The organism is Reyranella sp. (assembly GCF_004297405.1).
Taxonomy (GTDB): domain Bacteria; phylum Pseudomonadota; class Alphaproteobacteria; order Reyranellales; family Reyranellaceae; genus Reyranella.
Genome location: NZ_SCVC01000040.1, coordinates 42,427 through 58,356 on the forward strand (window position 1 = coordinate 42,427; position 15,930 = coordinate 58,356).

The following is a 15,930-nucleotide window of genomic DNA, read 5'->3' on the forward strand; positions in this document are numbered from 1 at the left end:
TCAGCCCAGCACGCCTTTCGCCAACCGATCGAAGGCCTCCCAGAACAAGGCCCTGATATCGTCGGTTTCCATCATGATCTCATGGCGGGCGTGAGCGATTGTGAAGTGCTCGCCGTGACGGAGCCGGGCTGCAACCTGGGCATGGCTCTTGGGATCGATCAGCCGGTCTTCCCCTGCTGAGATCAGCAGCAGCGGAAGCTGGATGCGTTCGAGGTAGCCCGGTTCGAGCGCTGTGGCCATCGACCGGACCGCCTGGCGGCCCCAGCCCAGGGTCGGCCCGCCCAGGGCGAGCCGGGGATCGGCCGTGAACCAGTCGTCGGTAAAGCGGTAGCGCCGCTCGTCGTGAGTGACGAAGTTGGAATTGAACTCGCGGGCCAGCAGCATGAACGGTCCGGTGCCGAAGAGGTAGCGCTCCTCCACGATCGGGATTTCCGGCATCAGCATCAGGACGGACCGCAGCATGGCCTCGCGGTAGAGGGCGGTCATCGGCGAGACGAACAGCGCGGCGGACAGCGGGCCGGGTCCGTTCTCGGCGAGATCGCGCATCAGGATGTGGCCGCCCATGGAATGGCAGAGCGCCAGGACGGGCCGGGGCGCGACAGGCCCCACAACGCTGTCGAGGAACAGCCGGACATCGGCCATATAGGTGGTGAAATTGTCGATATGGCCTTTGCCGCGGTCGGCAAGGGGACGGTCGGACAGGCCCTGGCCTCGCCAGTCCATGGCGGCGACGGCATAGCCCCGCGCCAGGAGTTCGCCCACGATCTCGGTCGAATACTTCTCGATGAACTCTGCGCGGCCCGTCAGGACGACCACAGTGCCCCGAGCCGGACCTGGTCCCAGGCTGTTCCACCAGGCGTACCGGATGCGCGCGCCGGCGCGCTCAAGGAAGCCATAACGGTCCGCGGCCCGATAGGTTGCAGTGAGGGGGGGCGGCACGCTGGCTGGCGCAGCCGTCGGATCCTGATTGGTCATTCTTTAAGGCGTTTTGGCGAAGGTCTCCGGTCAAAGCCAGCGGAGAATTAGGCATTTTGGCCATCATCCCTGTCAGTCTCTTTACCGCTGGGGGAGGCGCGGGCTATAGATCGCGCCGTCGCCTGATCGCCTGCGAAGGGTCGTAGACGAGGAAATCTGGCGCAAGGAAACCTCCAAGAGGTCTGCCGCACTGCGTGGTAGTCGGCTCGTTTGGTGAGTCGATCCGGCACGGTCCTTGCGTCGACGTCAGTCGCCCGCAGGAGACATGCGACCGCGATCCCGAAGCGAGCATGCGCCATCGGCGGAAGCCGGAGCTGTCAAACCTTTCATGATGCGTCGGGGTCTCGTTCTTCTGGTTGCAGCATTGGCCACGGTTGTCGGCTGGCGCCTGCTCGATGGCTATCTCCAGGCTGCGAATGTCGAAGGTCCGTTGCATGGCGTGACCTACGCTCCCTGGGCGAAGGACCAGGACCCGCTCGAAGGCAAGTCGAGCGGCGTCTGGAGCTTCCTGCGCACCGCTGTGTCCGACGCACCGACACCGCAGATCAAGCCGCGCAAGGAGCAGATGGAGCGCGACTTCGCGATGCTCTCCGGCAAGGTCAACTACGTCCGTACCTATCGCACGACCGACGGCGGTGACGTGATGCCGGCCCTTGCCACGAAGTATGGGCTGAAGCTCGTCCCCGGCGCCTGGATCTACAGCGCCAACGAGGCCAAGCAGCAGTTCGGCCGCGAGGCTGGCGAGGTGAACGGCGAGGAAACCAGCGCTCTGATCCGTATCGCCAACCAGAATCCCAGCGTCGAGCGCGTGCTGGTTGGTAACGAGAACATCCTGCGCTGGGACGGCGAGCGCGACCGGCGCGATCCCAACGCCGTCAGCCCGGCGCAGCTCATCCGCGAGATCAGGAACGTCAAGCGCAACGTCAAGGTGCCCGTCAGCACCGCCGAGCCGTGGCACATCTGGGAGCGCTATCCCGAACTGGTGCGCGAGGTCGACTATCTCGCCGTGCACATCCTGCCTTACTGGGACGAGCAGTCGAGCTCGACGCCGCTCGAATACCTCAAGGAAAAGATCGGGCTGCTGCGCAAGCTCTATCCCAACAAGAACATCGTCGTGACCGAGGTCGGCTGGCCGTCGAACGGTGCGGCGCGCCGCAGCCCGGGCACCGGCCTGGTGAAGTATGCGACGCCGGCCGAGCAGGCCAAGAACGTGCGCGACATGGTGGCGTGGCTGCGCTCGCAGAACATCGACACCTTCGTCGTCGAAGCCGTCGATCAGCCGTGGAAGTCGTACGACCTCGAAGGCAAGGCGGGCGGCTATTGGGGCCTGTGGAATGCCGACCGGCAACAGAAGTTCGCCTGGAGCGGCCCGATCGAGACCTTCCCGCAGTGGATCTCCTGTGCAGCCTGGTCGCTGGGCGTCTCTGTTCCGCTGATGCTGCTCTTCCTGTGGCGCTGGCCGCGGATGGGCGCGGCGGGGCAAGTGGGCTTCTGCGCCTTGCTGGCCCTGTCGGCGAGCGCCGTGGCCTACGGCGCGTCGGTCGCCGCCGGGACCTACATGCTCACCTCCGAAATGGTGAGCTGGGCCGCGCTCGCCTTCTTCCTCGTGATCAGCCTCGGCATGGCCCTGATCCAGGCATTGGAAATGGCAGAAACGATCTGGCGTGGTCGTTGGACGCGCGAGGCGCTGCCGGCTGCCGAGATGATTGCCCGCCAGCCCGCCGATCGCCATTGGCCCAAGGTCTCGCTGCATCTTGCGATCTGCAACGAGCCGCCGGCGATGGTGATCCAGACGCTCGATTCGCTGCAGCAGCTCGACTACCCGAACTTCGAAGTCATCGTCATCGACAACAACACCAAGGATCCCGCGGTGTGGCGTCCGGTGCAGGACTACTGCGCCCAGCTCGGCGAGCGCTTCAAGTTCTTCCACTTCGACGTGATGAAAGGCTTCAAGGCCGGCGCGCTGAACTACGTGCTGAGCCAGACAGCGCCCGATGCCGAGGTGATCGGCGTCATCGACAGCGACTACATGGTGCGCCCGGATTGGCTGAAGGCGCTGGTGCCGTACTTCGACGACGCCAAGATCAGCTACGTCCAGGCGCCGCAGGATCACCGCGACTGGAAGGGCGACCGGTTCAAGGAGATGTTGAACTGGGAATATGCCGGCTTCTTCGACATCGGCATGTGCCTGCGTAACGAATACGACGCCATCATCCAGCACGGCACGATGACCCTGGTTCGCCGCTCCTGCATGGAGGAGATGGGCGGCTGGGCGACATGGTGCATCACCGAAGACACCGAGCTTGGCCTTCGGCTGATGGAGAAGGGCTACGGCGCGATGTACAGCCGCGAGCGCTTCGGTCATGGCCTGACCCCCGATCATTTCGCCGGCTACAAGAAGCAGCGCTTCCGCTGGGCCTACGGCGCCATGCAGATCATGAAGGCGCATGCCGGCAAGATGCTGGGCAACCAGACCAAGCTCACCTTCTGGCAGAAGTTTCACTTCGTCGCCGGCTGGCTGCCGTGGTTCGCCGATGCGCTGAACCTGATCTTCACCTGGGCGGGCCTCGCCTGGGTCCTGGCCGTCGTGCTGCCGCCGCTGTTCGGCATCAAGCCGGTCGGCCTGCCGCCGGCCGAGTTCATTGTGCCAACCATCGGCATCTTCGTCTTCAAGCTGGTCTACTCGTTCGGCCTCTACTTCGATCGCGTGCGCTGCACCTTCCGGCAGAGCATTGGCGCGTCGCTGGCGGGCCTGGCGCTCACCTATACGGTGGGCCGTGCGGTGATCTATGGCCTGGCGACCAGTCGTCTGCCCTTCATGCGTACGCCTAAGATGGACGAGCGTGCGACCTTGGGCATGGCGCTCGGCATGGCACGCGGCGAAGCCGTGCTCGCGGTATTGCTGTGGCTGGCCGCCATTGTGCTTTGGACCACGAACGGCGTCGTCAATCCCGAGGCGCGGCTTTGGGCCGTGTTCATGGTCGTCCAGTCGCTGCCTTTCGCCGCCGCTGTCTATGTCTCCATGGTCAATGCTCTGGAGCAGATGCGGCATGCCCGGACGGTGTTCGAGGCCACGCCGGCGGCCCCGGCGACGACCGCTCCCGCTCTGCAACCCGCACAGTAAGGGGAGGGCGCTTTTCCCTGTCGACTCAGTGAAAGCGTCTGTTAGCGTTTGATCATGCCCTCGATCGAGTCACCCGACGGTCTCGGCTCGCGCTCAGGAACGGCCCTGTTCCTGAAGCGCTGGCTGCGCCGCCCCTTCGCGATGGGCTCTGTCGTCCCCAGCGGCCGCTTGCTCGGCCAGGCGATGGCCGGAGCGGCTCTGGCCGCCATGGACGGACGCGAGGGACATGTCATCGAACTTGGCGCCGGGACCGGGCAGGTCACCAGAGCGTTGCTAGCGGCCGGGATTCCTGCCGACCGGCTGGCGCTGGTCGAACGTGAACCCGAACTGGCCGCCTTTCTGCGCCGCCATTTTTTGGGGCCGCGCATCATCGAGGGTGACGCCACGCGCCTTCCACATCTCTTGCAGGAACAGGGGCTCGGCTCGCCGGCAGCCATCGTTTCCAGCCTGCCGCTGCTGTCGCTGCCAGCCGAGGTCGTGAACGGTATCGTTCGCGGCGTTTTCGATGCCCTGCCGCGGGGTGGCGCCCTCGTGCAATTCACCTACGGCCCCAAGCCGCCGGTGCCACTCGCCCTGCGCGAAAGCCTGAGGCTCGTGGCAACGAGAGGCAAGCGGATATGGCGTAATATACCGCCGGCGGTCGTCTGGACGTTCCGGAGGCCTGAAGGCGCGTGAAATCGTTTCGTTTTGATCAGACGCTGCGCGACGAAGTCACTGCTCGTCTCGGCCGCTTCGACCTTCGTCGCCGTGTTGACGCCGGAGCGCTGAAACGAGCCGCGGTCGCGGTCGTCATTGTCGAGGCCGACCAGCCGGGTGAGGCGGCCTTCCTGCTCACCAAGCGCACGCCCAAGCTGCGGGCCCATGGTGGCCAGTGGGCACTGCCCGGTGGCCGCGTCGATCCCGGCGAGACGATCGAGCAGACCGCGCTACGCGAGCTGCACGAGGAGCTGGGCGTGCTGGCTTCGACCGACGACATCCTGGGCACGCTCGACGACTATCCAACACGCTCGGGCTATCTGATCGCGCCGGTCGTCGTTTGGGCGCCGGGCATCACGGTGGCTCCCAATCCCACCGAGGTGGCGGGCGCTTATCGCATCGGCTGCGGCGAGCTGTTCCGAGACGGCTCCCCCGAGATCGTGGCGATCGAAGAATCCGACCGGCCGATCATTCGACTGCCCTTGCCGGTCGCGACGGTGAATGCACCCACGGCCGCTTTGTTGTTTCAGTTCCGCGAAGTAGCTCTGGCCGGCCGCGACACCCGCGTCGACCACTACGAGCAACCCGTCTTCGCCTGGCGTTAGAATCGAAGATTGGCGTTCGCGGCGAGTGCCGGTCGCCGCTTCAGGAACACCGTCGTTTCCTGTTCCAGCACGGCTTCACCTCGCTGATTGATCGTGACCTGACGCACGCGCGCGATCCCACGGTCGGGTTTGGACGCAGAAAGACGCAATTCAACGATGTCGGTCACCACGCGCAGCGTGTCGCCGGGGCGCACGGGCCGGGCGAACTGAACCTCGCCGATGCCGGGTGATCCCAGGCTGCAGGCGCGGAACACGCCGAGGTCGAGCCAGAGGCGCAGCGTCACGCTCATCGTGTGCAACCCCGATGCGATCAACCCGCCATAGGTCCACTTCTTGGCGAACTCGACATCGATATGGAACGGTTGTGGATCCCACTGGCGCGCGAACTCGATGATGCCGGCTTCGGTCATCGTGAGGCCACCGCTCGTGAAACGGTCGCCGACCTTGAAATCCTCGTAGTAGCGATCCGTCAAAGGACCAGCTCCATGTAGACGGTGCCTGGGCACCGGGTTCCGATAACAGGATGTAATCGCGACGAGGCTCATCGGGTGATGAGCCTTCGTCACGCCCCTTATTTTGGCGCCGATTATGTCGAGTCTGAGACGTTGGTATCCGCGAGGCCGGCCGCATCGCGAGGCGGTGCGACAGGGGCGGGGTGGGATGCGGCCATTCTTCGGTCCTTGTGCTAGCCTGTCAGCGGAAACGAACTCGGAGACTTGGGATGCGGACTAATCCGACGCGACGCCGTGCATTGGCGCTGGCGGGTGCGGCAAGTGCAGCGCTGGCGGCCCCGGCAATCGCGCAATCGCCCTGGCCGAGCAAGCCAGTGAGGTTCGTCGTGCCCTTCCCACCGGGACAGGCGGCCGACATCTTCGCGCGCCTGATGGCCGAGAAGCTGACCGACATCTGGAAACAGCAGGTGATCGTCGAGAACAAGGGCGGCGGCAGCGGCATTCCCGCCACGGAATACGGCAAGGCGGCGGCCCCCGACGGCTACACGTTGATGGTCGTCTCGAGCGGGACGTTCGGCGTCAATCCCAGCCTCTATCCCGATCTGCCCTACAAGCCGCTCGTCGACTTCCTACCGATCTCCAACATCTTCCTCGTGCCGCTGGTGATCGTGGCCCACCCCACCCTGCCGGTGAATACGCTGGCGGAGCTGATTGCCCTCGCCAAGAAGGAACCCGGCAAGCTTTCCTATGCCTCGGCAGGGCCGGGGACGTCGCAGCATCTCAGCATGGAGCTGTTCAAGCTCAAGGCCGGTCTCGACATCGTGCATGTGCCCTACAAGGGCAGCGGACCGGCCATGGCCGATTTGTTGGGGGGCCACGTGAAGCTCATGATGGACAGCACCGCCTCGGCGCTGAACCATATCCGCGACGGCCGCATCAAGGCTTTGGCGGTGACGACGGCCCGGACGGCGCCACCGCCGCTCGACAATATCCCGCCCATCGCCAAGACCCTGCCGGGCTTCGATGCCGCCGGCTGGTCGGGCCTCGCCGCGCCGGCGCGGACGCCGCTCGAGATCGTGGCTCGGGTCAACAAGGACGTGACGGCGCTGCTGAACGACGATGCGGTGATCCGCCAGATCGAGCAGCGCGCCGCCATTCCAGCGCCGGGGTCGCCGATCCATTTCGCCGAGTTCATCAAGAAGGAAATCGACACCTGGGGCGAGGTCGTGAAGGCGACGGGAACGAAGCCGGGGACCTGAGCGCACCATGAAACTTTACAGCCTCAAGAACGGCGTCAATCCGCGCCGTGTCCGCATCTTCCTGGCCGAAAAGCGGGTGTCCGTTCCTGTCGAAGAGTTCGACATGGAAAGTGCCGGCCACAAGCAGCCGGCCTTTCTGGCCAAGAATCCACTCGGCACCCTGCCGGTCCTCGAACTGGACGACGGGACGCTGATCTCCGAATCGGTCGCGATCTGCCGCTACTTCGAGGAGATGATTCCCGAGCCGCCCCTGTTCGGCCGCTCCTCGCTGGAGCGGGCGCAGGTCGAGATGTGGAACCGCCGCATGGAGCTCGAACTCCTGCTGCCGACCATCGATGTCTTCGTGCACACCAACCCGTTCTGGGTCGGCAAGCGCACGCAGATTGCGGCGTGGGGCGAGCAGCGCCGCAAGGTGCTGGTGGAGCGCATGGGCTGGCTCGACCGGGAACTTGCAGGCCGCGAGTTCATCGGCATCGACCGATACAACATCGCCGACATCACCGCACAGGTGGCTCTCTTGACGGCGCGGGGCGCCCTGAAGCTCGCGATTCCCGAGGATCACGCCAACCTGACGCGTTGGTGGAACGCCGTCTCGTCACGCCCGACGGCGCGAGCGTAGTCATTTACTGCAGCAAGAAAAAAGGGACGCCCGAAGCCTCGGACATCCCTTTATCAAGGCGAGTCTAGGCGACAAGAAACAGACTGGCAACGCGCGACGCATTGCAATAGATGAGAGCCCCTTCGCATCAGATGGGGCACAGATGATCGCTTGCGGTTTGGATTTCGGGACGTCGAACTCGGCGATCGGCGTTGCGCGCGACAAGACAGCGGCGCTGGTGCCCGTCGAAGCAGACAGCACCCTGATGCCAAGCGCCGTGTTCTTCGATTACGAAACCAAAGGCCGGATGCTGTTCGGCGACGAGGCCATCTCGGCCTATGTCGAGCAGACCGAAGGCCGGCTGATGCGGGCGCTGAAGTCGATCCTGGGATCTCCCTTGATCGAGGAGGAAACCCTCCTGGGGGGCCGCAAGGTGCCGCTCAAGCAGGTCGTCGAGATCTTCGTTCGACACCTCAAGCACAAGGCCGAGGCCTTCGCCGGGCAGGAGATCACGACTGTCGTGCATGGTCGGCCGGTGCGTTTCGTCGACGATGACGACGCGGCGGATGCGCGTGCACAGACGGTGCTCGAGGGGATCGCCAAACAGGTCGGGTTTCGTGACGTCGCGTTTGTGTACGAGCCCATCGCCGCCGCCCATCACTACGAACAGACGGTGCAAGGCGAGGAGTTGGCGCTCATCGCCGATATCGGCGGCGGCACGAGCGACTTTTCCATCATCCGCGTTGGACCACAGCATCGGGAGCGCACCGATCGTGCTCGGGACGTGCTCGCGACGGCCGGCATTCGCGTGGGCGGCACCGACTTCGATACTGCGCTCAACCTCGCCGCGGTGATGCCGCTCCTGGGGCTGGGCACGCAGCTCGTCAAGAAGAGCCTGCCGATGCCGAACGCGCTCTATCACGAGCTGGCCGCCTGGCCGACGATCAACTTCGCGTACACCTACAGGAACGAACGCCAACTCGCCGAACTGGTCTCGCTCGCGCGCGAACCCGAGAAGGTGGAACGTCTGCTGACCGTTGTGCGTGAGCGGCTCGGCCATCGCGTGGCCTTCGCCGTGGAAGATGCCAAGATCGCTCTGAGTGCGGAGGAGCGCGCGGCTGTGTCTCTGGCGTTTCTCGAGGCGGGCCTATCGGTCACAGCGACGCGCGCCGAATTCGACGGCGCCATCGAGACGAGGACGGAACGCCTTTACAGGTCCGCCAGTGAATGCATCGCGGCGGCGGGCGTGAAGCCTGCAGCTATCGACACGATCTTCCTCACGGGCGGGTCGAGCCGTGTACCGGCCGTGCGTGCGGCGATCGGACGGGCGGCACCGTCCGCCCGTCTTGCCAGTGGCTCGGATCTCCTGTCCGTCGCGTCGGGACTGACGCAGATGGCCGGGATCTTTTGATCGCGGCGCGTCTGCCTCTCAGAGGCCGAAGGTCCGCAGGCCGTAGATCAGGCCGACCACCAGCAGGCCAATGAAGATCGTCTCGGTGATCAGCAGCATCACTGGACCCATGCCGATGCGTGCCAGCGCCAACAGCGACGTCTTCATGCCCAGGGCCGCGATGGCCGTGATGATCAGGAACGAAGAGACCTGACCCACCGCATCGCGCACGTCGGCCGGCACGACGCCCATCGAATTGAGCGCGGCCAGTGCCAGAAAGCCGAACAGGAAGACCGGCGGCGTTGGGCGGGCGGCACTTTGCGGGCCGCCGCTCTTGGCCACCCACCAGGCGATGCCGGCGATGGCCGGCAGCAAGGCAGCCACGCGCAGGAGCTTGGTGATAATGGAGTCGCTCAGGACCTGCGGGCCCATCGTCTGGCCCGCGCCGGCGACTTGCGCCACGTCGTGGATGGCACCGCCCAAAAACACGCCCATCTCGAACAGCGAGAACCGCAGCACATCGTGCAGGGTGGGGTAGATCACCATCACGACAGTGCTGAGGAAGTTGACGCCCATCACCGTGAAGGCGAGGTCGCGGTCGGAATTCTCGTGCTTGGGCAGCACGGCCGAAGCGGCCATTGCAGCCGCGGCGCCGCAGACGCCGGTGGCGCAGCCGGTCAGCAGGCCGAAATCGCGGCTGAGACCAAAGAAACGTGCCGCCCAGGCGCCGAAAACGATGGTGCAGGCGACGGCCGCTACGGCGATCACGATCGGCAGCGCTCCGCCGTCGACGAGCTGGCCGAGGGTCAGCCGCGCGCCCAGCAGGGCGACGCCGATGCGGAGCAGGGTGCGTCCGGCGAATTCCAGTCCGGGCTTCAGCACCGTCTTGGTCGACAGGGGCTGCAACGCCATGCCGATCACCAGGGTGAGGATCAGCGGCGGCACCCAGACGGCGCCGAAACGCAGCAGGCTATGGGTGTCGAGATAGAACGCCACGGCCGCGATGGCGGCGCAGAGGGCAATGCCGGGGGCGGAGCGGCGGAGGTTGTCGGGCGCCCAGAGCCGCGCCAGCTCTACGGCGACGGTGCTGCTACGCATCGAGAATGGCGACGAGCTGGCCTTCGCCGATTGCCTCGCCTTCGCTGACCCTGATTTCCTTGATGACGCCCGCCTTGGGGGACAGCACCGGGATTTCCATCTTCATCGACTCGAGGATCATGATCTCCCCATCGACATCGACGCGATCGCCGGGTTTGAGCTGGATCTTCCAGACATTGCCCGCGATCTCGGACTTCACATTGACGACGGCCATTCCCGTAGCTTCTCCCGCTCTGCGCTAGCGTTCCTTATGCTTTTCGGCCACCGCGCGCGCCAGTGCAAGGGCAGAGCCGCCCACACGGGCGTCTAGCCGATATGCCGCCGCGTTGGCGTCCGAGATTATTCCGTCCTGCAAAGTGGAGCGGCCATCGCCGATGCAGGCGGACTGCGCCGCGACGGCGATGGCGGCGATACCGTGCTTGTCGAGTTCGGCCAGCGCCAGGACGCCACCCCGATCGGCGCCGAAGCCGGCATCGTTGAACATCAGCAGGAGCGGCTGGAAAGGCGCCGTCGCTGCTGCGGCATTCAGCGCACCATGGCTGCCCGTGGCGACGATGCGCCCCTGGTCCTCGGGTATCAGCAGGCTGGCCGAATCGGCGCAGATTACGCTCTCGACCAGGTGTCGGCTCTCCCCCTTGGCCGGAGGCATCACATGCGGCCAGGGCGCCTGCTTGAGAAGTTCGGCGGCTTCGCCGACCGGGATGCCCGGCACGACGCCGCACTTCATCGCGAGTCCGTTCGCGCGGCTGATGATGCCTCTGCGCTGCAAGTCGGCCGCATCGCCGATGCGCGCACTGGCCGTCGCCACGGCTGCCATCGCCATGCCGAGCTTGTCGGCGTAGGCGAGGCCGCTGACACCGGCTTCATCCTTGCCGATGCCGGCATCGTGGTGGATGGCGGCCCGGCAGCCGTATTTGGCCGACATGTAGGCGGCATAGACCGCAGCATGAGAGCCGGTGATAACGACAGCGCCGTCCGCTTCGGGCGGCAGCTTGGTGACACTGTCGAAAGTCAGGACGGCAACGGACATCGCGCGAACCTAGCGGGGACGCTATACCTCGGCCATGTCCGAACCGGTGGACAACAAAGTGAGCATCCTGGTCCTGCAACATCCGCAGGAGCAGGATCGCGTCCTGGGCACGGCACGGCTGATCGCCGCGACGCTTGCCAACGCCAAAGTCGTGATCGGCCTCTCGTGGCGCAACCTCGCGCATGCCGTCAAGGAACCGGCCGAGGCCAAGGACTGGGGCGTGCTCTATCTCGGTTCGACGCATGCGAAGGGGCGGGCGCCTCTGGTCGCCGTCGATCGGAAGGGCGAGCCACTGGCCGATCAGGCGGCCGGGCTGGCCGGCCTCAAGGGCCTGATCGCGCTCGACGGCAACTGGGCACAGGCCAAGGCATTGTGGTGGCGCAACCCGTGGCTGACCAAGCTGCGCCGGTTCGTGGTCGTACCCGACGGCCCCTCGCTCTACGGCGACCTGCGGCGCGAAGCGCGGCCGGATGCCGTGTCGACCCTAGAGGCCGTTGCGCTGGCGCTTCAGGTGCTGGAAGGCGATGCTGCAGTGCGGGAACGCCTGCTCCTTCCCTTCCGCGAGCTGCTGGCCAAGGCCCGCGCCGCCGGCGTTCGCGATTCCAAACGGGATCGTCGGTCCAGGCGTTAGCCCCTATACTCCATCCATGCTCGACCAGCCGGTAGCCCAGCTTCCCGTTTCCCAGCGCACCAACCCGGAGCGCTCCTTCACCGAGGAAGTCCGGGCGCTGCGATTGGGCGAGGGCGAGGTCTTCCGCGGCGAAGGCATCCTGGCCGTCACCAAGGCGATCCTTCAGTCGGGCGTCGCCTATGTCGGCGGCTATCAGGGCGCGCCGGTCTCGCATCTCGTGGACGTGCTGGTCGAATCGCAGGACCTGCTCGACGAGCTCGGCGTCCATCTCGAGACCTGCACCAACGAATCCTCGGCGGCGGCGCTGCTCGGCGCTTCGATCAACTATCCGATCCGAGGCTGCGTCACCTGGAAGTCGATCGTCGGCACCAACGTGGCGGCCGATGCGCTGTCCAACCTTGCCTCGCCCGGCGTCATCGGTGGCGCGCTGATCGTGGTCGGTGAGGACTATGGCGAAGGCGCCTCGGTCATCCAGGAACGCACCCAGGCTTATGCGCTGAAGTCGTCCGTCTGGCTGATGGATCCGCGGCCTTCGCTGCCGACCATCGTGCGCTGCACGGAGAAGGCCTTCGAGCTCTCGGAAGCCACCAATACGCCGGTGATGATGGAGCTGCGCATTCGCGCCTGTCATGTCACCGGCGAGTTCATCGCCAAGGACAACAAGCCACCGGCGATCTCGCGGAACCATCGCCTCGCCAATCCGGCGGTGCATAACTACGACCGCATCTCTCATCCGCCGTCGACCTATGCGCATGAGAAGGTGAAGGTCGAGGTACGCCAGCCGGCCGCCGAGCGCTTCATCGTCGAGCATGGGTTGAACGAATTTCTGCCCGGCGAGCGCTCCGATCTCGGCATCATCGTCCAGGGCGGCATCACCAACGTGCTGGTGCGGGGCCTCGATCGCCTGGAGGTCGAGGGCAAGATCCCGACGCTGGTGCTGAACGTCACGCATCCGCTGGTGCCCGACCAGATCGCCGATTTCTGCAAGGGCAAGCGCGCCGTGCTGATCGTCGAGGAGGGCGCGCCCGACTATATCGAGCAGGCGATCCACGCCCTTCTGCGCAAGCGCGACATCGACACCAAGATCTACGGCAAGGACGTCCTGCCGATGGCCGGCGAATACACGGCGGAGGTGGTGACGGACGGCCTGCTGAAGTTCTTCGCGCAATCGGCCAACGATATCGACCTCAGCAAGCCACGCGAGCGCTTCGAGGTGGCACGTGCCGGCCGGGCAGAGGCACAGCGTCTGCTGGGCGGGCCGCTGCCGCTCAGGCCGCCAGGCTTCTGTGTCGGCTGTCCCGAACGGCCGGTCTTCTCGGCCATCAAGCTGCTCGAACGCGAAGTCGGCAAGGTCCACATCTCGAGCGACATCGGCTGCCATTCCTTCGCGACTCTGGCGCCGTTCAACCTCGGCAATTCAATCCTGGGCTTCGGCATGTCGCTGGCGGCTGCCGGCGCTGTGGCGCCAGTCATGCAGAAGCGCACCATCTCGGTGATGGGGGATGGCGGCTTTTGGCACAATGGTCTGCTGAGCGGCGTTGCCTCCTCGATGTTCAACCGCGGTGACCGCGTGCTGGTCATCATGCAGAACGGCTACACCTCGGCGACCGGCGCGCAGTTCATTCCCAATACCTCGGGCAATCGCCGCGACGGCGAGACGACGTCGGACATCGCGGCCACCCTGAAGGCGATGGGTGTCGGCTGGCTGCGCACCATCAGGACGTACAATGTCGGCACCATGCTCAAGACCCTGCGCGAGGCGATGAGCACGGACGACAAGGGCCTCAAGGTCATTGTCGCCGATGGCGAATGCCAGCTTGCCCGCCAGCGCCGTATCCGTCCGCAGATTGCCGCCCAGCTCAAGCGCGGCGAGCGGGTTGTGCGTACGCGCTATGGCGTCGATGACGAGGTCTGCACCGGCGATCACTCCTGCATCCGGCTCTCGGGCTGTCCGTCGCTGGTCGTGAAGCCGAGTCCCGATCCGTTGCGCACGGACCCCGTGGCCAGTGTCAACAACGGCTGCGTGGGTTGCGGCCTCTGCGGTGAAGTGGCGGACGCGGCCGTGCTCTGCCCGTCTTTCTACAAGGCGGAGATCGTGCAGAACGCTACCTGGTGGGACCGCCTGAAATGGCGTGTGCGGTCGACCGTTATCGGAGCGATGGCGAGTGCCTAAGCCTGTTACGATCCTGATCGGAGCCCTGGGCGGCGACGGTGGCGGCGTGCTGTGCGACTGGATTGTCACGGCGGCGCAAAGCCAGGGGCTGGGCGTGCAGGCCACGCAGATTCCTGGTGTCGCGCAACGCACGGGCGCCACGACCTACTATCTCGAAGTGATGCCCGGGACCGCGCCGGCTGTTTCGGTGCTGGCGCTCAATCCGGCCATCGGCGAAGTCGACGTGGCGCTCGCGACCGAGCTTCTGGAAGCCGGCCGTATGATCTTCAACGGCTTCGTGACGCCCGATCGCACGACCTTGATTGCTTCGACCCATCGCGTGCTAGCGATCGGCGAGCGCATGGCGATGGGTGACGGCAGCTTCGATGTCGGCCGCCTGTTGCGCGCCGTGAAGGAACGCAGCAAGGAACAGATCCTCTTTGATATGGATCAGGCGGCTGAGGAGTCGGGGGGCGTGATCAACGCCGTCCTGCTGGGCGCATTGGCCGGATCGGGCAAGCTGCCGATCGCCGACAGCGCTTTCGAGGCCGCCATCCGGCACGCCGGCAAGTCGATCGATACCAATCTCGCGGCCTTTGCCTTCGGACGTGGCCATGCACGCGGTGAACTGGAGCAGGCGGTGCGGGAGCACCGCAAGCGGCAAGCCGCGGCGCAGGGTGTCGAAGATCTGATCGAGCGGGCGCGGCGGACCTATCCAGCCTCGAGCCTCGATATCGTCGAAGAGGGCATTCGCCGCCTCACTGGCTATCAGGATCGTGGCTACGCGACGCTCTATCTCGATCGGCTGGACACGATCCACGCCCTGGGCTCGGCCGATCTCCTGCGTGAGGTGGCGCGGCATCTCGCCGTGCGCATGTCTTTCGAGGATGTGATCCGTGTGGCACAGGCCAAGACGTCGGCGGAGCGGGTGGCGCGGGTTCGGGCCGAAGTACGCGCCAAGGACCAGGAACCACTTACGATCACGGAGCACTTCAAGCCAGGCATCGAGGAGATCGCCGCCGTACTGCCACCGGGCCTCGCTCGTCGCTTGCTCGCCTGGGGAGAGCGCACAGGCCGGCTGGGCAAGACCTACTTCTCCATGCATGTGCGCACGACGACCATCCTGGGCTTTGCGCGTCTGCGCCTGGTTGCCGGCCTACGCTGGTGGCGCCCGCGCACCTTCCGCTATGTCGAGGAACAGGCCGAGATCGAGCATTGGCTGGAACAGATTCGCGCTGCGTCACGGCTCAGTGTCGATCTGGCGCGTGAAATCGCGGAGCTGGCGCGACTCATCAAGGGGTATGGCGATACCTACAAGCGTGGGCTGGGCAACTATCGCCGCATCTCCGACGAGGTGATCGCTCCGGCGCTGGCCGGTCGTCTGTCGCCGAGAACCGCAGCCGATGCCGTGGCCAACGCGCGTGTGGCGGCCCTTGCCGATCCTGAGGGAGAGACCTTGTCGAAGACCTTGGCGGCCATCGCATCCGCCAGTCCACCGCTCCGGCAGGCCGCCGAGTGATCGATGTCTCGGCTCTCGCGCGGCGGGACACATTCGCCCGCGGCCTCGGCATCGAGCTGGTCGAAGCGTCGCTCGGCCGGGCCGTGACGCGCGTCACCATCGAGGAGCGCCATCTGAACTTCAACGGCGTCGGCCATGGCGGCTTGACCTTCACCCTGGCGGACGCCGCCTTCGGCTATGCCTGCAATTCGCAAGGCGCCGTCTCCGGCAGCATCGACGCCCACATGATCTATAGTATGGCCACGCGCATCGGCGATGTGCTGACGGCCACGGCGGTCGAAATCTCACGCTCCAGCAAGGCTTCGAACTACCGCATCGATATCGTGCGTGCCGACGGCAAGCTGGTGGCTGCGATGACCGGTACCGCGCTGATCAGCGGCAAGCCGGTGGTGATCTGAACC

The 15,930-nt window shown here is 65.5% G+C and carries 15 protein-coding genes; 10 read left to right on the forward strand and 5 right to left on the reverse strand.

All coding sequences use genetic code 11. The annotated features are described in order from the left end of the window. Complete coding sequence (locus tag EPO50_RS25735) at positions 1–975, reverse strand: alpha/beta fold hydrolase (protein WP_296348917.1); 975 nt, start codon at positions 973–975, stop codon at positions 1–3. 328 nt (positions 976–1,303) lie between these two features. Here EPO50_RS25735 and EPO50_RS25740 point away from each other — a divergent pair, with 328 nt between their 5' ends. From EPO50_RS25740 to EPO50_RS25750, 3 genes are read left to right on the forward strand one after another with little or no spacing between them, the layout of a single operon-like run. After that, entirely contained in the window at positions 1,304–4,099 is a 2,796-nt protein-coding gene (locus tag EPO50_RS25740; RefSeq protein ID WP_296348919.1) for a glycosyltransferase, read from the forward strand. Positions 4,100–4,153: 54 nt separating this feature from the next. Then, positions 4,154–4,774, forward strand: coding sequence for a phospholipid methyltransferase (locus EPO50_RS25745; RefSeq protein ID WP_296348921.1), 621 nt, complete (start codon positions 4,154–4,156; stop codon positions 4,772–4,774). After that, positions 4,771–5,400, forward strand: a complete 630-nt coding sequence (locus EPO50_RS25750) for a CoA pyrophosphatase (protein ID WP_296348923.1) — start codon at positions 4,771–4,773, stop codon at positions 5,398–5,400. Before EPO50_RS25745 ends, EPO50_RS25750 begins: the two co-directional genes overlap by 4 nt. On the opposite strand, the gene EPO50_RS25755 is transcribed toward EPO50_RS25750, so the two are convergent. After that, complete coding sequence (locus EPO50_RS25755; RefSeq protein WP_296348925.1) at positions 5,397–5,873, reverse strand: MaoC family dehydratase; 477 nt, start codon at positions 5,871–5,873, stop codon at positions 5,397–5,399. The genes EPO50_RS25750 and EPO50_RS25755 overlap by 4 nt on opposite strands. Before the next feature lie 248 nt (positions 5,874–6,121). Between EPO50_RS25755 and EPO50_RS25760 the strand changes: the two genes are divergently transcribed. The 3 genes from EPO50_RS25760 (at position 6,122) to EPO50_RS25770 (ending at position 9,120) form a co-directional block, all read left to right on the forward strand. Then, a complete protein-coding gene (locus EPO50_RS25760; protein WP_296348927.1) occupies positions 6,122–7,111 on the forward strand; it encodes a tripartite tricarboxylate transporter substrate binding protein in 990 nt (329 codons plus the stop codon). A 7-nt stretch (positions 7,112–7,118) separates the two neighbouring features. Next, entirely contained in the window at positions 7,119–7,730 is a 612-nt protein-coding gene (locus tag EPO50_RS25765) for a glutathione S-transferase family protein (RefSeq protein WP_296348929.1), read from the forward strand. Positions 7,731–7,872: 142 nt separating this feature from the next. Then, positions 7,873–9,120 carry an Hsp70 family protein gene (locus EPO50_RS25770; protein WP_296348931.1) on the forward strand — a complete coding sequence of 416 codons (1,248 nt, stop codon included), beginning with the start codon at positions 7,873–7,875 and terminating at the stop codon, positions 9,118–9,120. 18 nt (positions 9,121–9,138) lie between these two features. Here EPO50_RS25770 and EPO50_RS25775 read toward each other — a convergent pair whose 3' ends face one another. Genes EPO50_RS25775 through EPO50_RS25785 form a run of 3 tightly spaced genes read right to left on the reverse strand, consistent with a single transcriptional unit; the run spans position 9,139 to position 11,227 of the window. Further along, a complete protein-coding gene (locus EPO50_RS25775; RefSeq protein WP_296348932.1) occupies positions 9,139–10,197 on the reverse strand; it encodes a putative sulfate exporter family transporter in 1,059 nt (352 codons plus the stop codon). Further along, positions 10,190–10,411 (reverse strand): biotin/lipoyl-binding carrier protein, encoded by a 222-nt coding sequence (locus tag EPO50_RS25780; RefSeq protein WP_296348934.1) that lies wholly within the window; start codon positions 10,409–10,411, stop codon positions 10,190–10,192. The genes EPO50_RS25775 and EPO50_RS25780 overlap by 8 nt, the downstream gene beginning before the upstream one ends. A 24-nt stretch (positions 10,412–10,435) precedes the next feature. Then, on the reverse strand, positions 10,436–11,227 hold the full coding sequence (locus tag EPO50_RS25785; RefSeq protein WP_296348936.1) for a hypothetical protein: 792 nt from the start codon (positions 11,225–11,227) through the stop codon (positions 10,436–10,438). A gap of 34 nt (positions 11,228–11,261) precedes the next feature. On the opposite strand from EPO50_RS25785, the gene EPO50_RS25790 reads away from it, so the two are divergent. From EPO50_RS25790 to EPO50_RS25805, 4 genes are read left to right on the forward strand one after another with little or no spacing between them, the layout of a single operon-like run. Then, positions 11,262–11,858, forward strand: coding sequence for a DTW domain-containing protein (locus tag EPO50_RS25790; protein ID WP_296348938.1), 597 nt, complete (start codon positions 11,262–11,264; stop codon positions 11,856–11,858). Positions 11,859–11,874: 16 nt separating this feature from the next. Beyond that, positions 11,875–14,031 (forward strand): indolepyruvate ferredoxin oxidoreductase subunit alpha, encoded by a 2,157-nt coding sequence (locus EPO50_RS25795; protein ID WP_296348940.1) that lies wholly within the window; start codon positions 11,875–11,877, stop codon positions 14,029–14,031. After that, on the forward strand, positions 14,024–15,529 hold the full coding sequence (locus EPO50_RS25800; RefSeq protein ID WP_296348942.1) for an indolepyruvate oxidoreductase subunit beta family protein: 1,506 nt from the start codon (positions 14,024–14,026) through the stop codon (positions 15,527–15,529). The genes EPO50_RS25795 and EPO50_RS25800 overlap by 8 nt, the downstream gene beginning before the upstream one ends. After that, the gene (locus EPO50_RS25805; RefSeq protein ID WP_296348945.1) at positions 15,526–15,927 is read left to right on the forward strand and encodes a hotdog fold thioesterase; all 402 of its coding nucleotides are present in this window, start codon (positions 15,526–15,528) and stop codon (positions 15,925–15,927) included. The genes EPO50_RS25800 and EPO50_RS25805 overlap by 4 nt, the downstream gene beginning before the upstream one ends. Positions 15,928–15,930: the final 3 nt, after the last annotated feature.

Bases quoted from the DNA above. Each gene is read 5' to 3' on its own strand.
- EPO50_RS25735 (WP_296348917.1), bottom strand. From the start codon at position 975: ATGACCAATCAGGATCCGACGGCTGCGCCAGCCAGCGTGCCGCCCCCC.
- EPO50_RS25740 (WP_296348919.1), top strand. From the start codon at position 1,304: ATGATGCGTCGGGGTCTCGTTCTTCTGGTTGCAGCATTGGCCACGGTT.
- EPO50_RS25745 (WP_296348921.1), top strand. From the start codon at position 4,154: ATGCCCTCGATCGAGTCACCCGACGGTCTCGGCTCGCGCTCAGGAACG.
- EPO50_RS25760 (WP_296348927.1), top strand. From the start codon at position 6,122: ATGCGGACTAATCCGACGCGACGCCGTGCATTGGCGCTGGCGGGTGCG.
- EPO50_RS25765 (WP_296348929.1), top strand. From the start codon at position 7,119: ATGAAACTTTACAGCCTCAAGAACGGCGTCAATCCGCGCCGTGTCCGC.
- EPO50_RS25770 (WP_296348931.1), top strand. From the start codon at position 7,873: ATGATCGCTTGCGGTTTGGATTTCGGGACGTCGAACTCGGCGATCGGC.
- EPO50_RS25775 (WP_296348932.1), bottom strand. From the start codon at position 10,197: ATGCGTAGCAGCACCGTCGCCGTAGAGCTGGCGCGGCTCTGGGCGCCC.
- EPO50_RS25780 (WP_296348934.1), bottom strand. From the start codon at position 10,411: ATGGCCGTCGTCAATGTGAAGTCCGAGATCGCGGGCAATGTCTGGAAG.
- EPO50_RS25785 (WP_296348936.1), bottom strand. From the start codon at position 11,227: ATGTCCGTTGCCGTCCTGACTTTCGACAGTGTCACCAAGCTGCCGCCC.
- EPO50_RS25790 (WP_296348938.1), top strand. From the start codon at position 11,262: ATGTCCGAACCGGTGGACAACAAAGTGAGCATCCTGGTCCTGCAACAT.
- EPO50_RS25795 (WP_296348940.1), top strand. From the start codon at position 11,875: ATGCTCGACCAGCCGGTAGCCCAGCTTCCCGTTTCCCAGCGCACCAAC.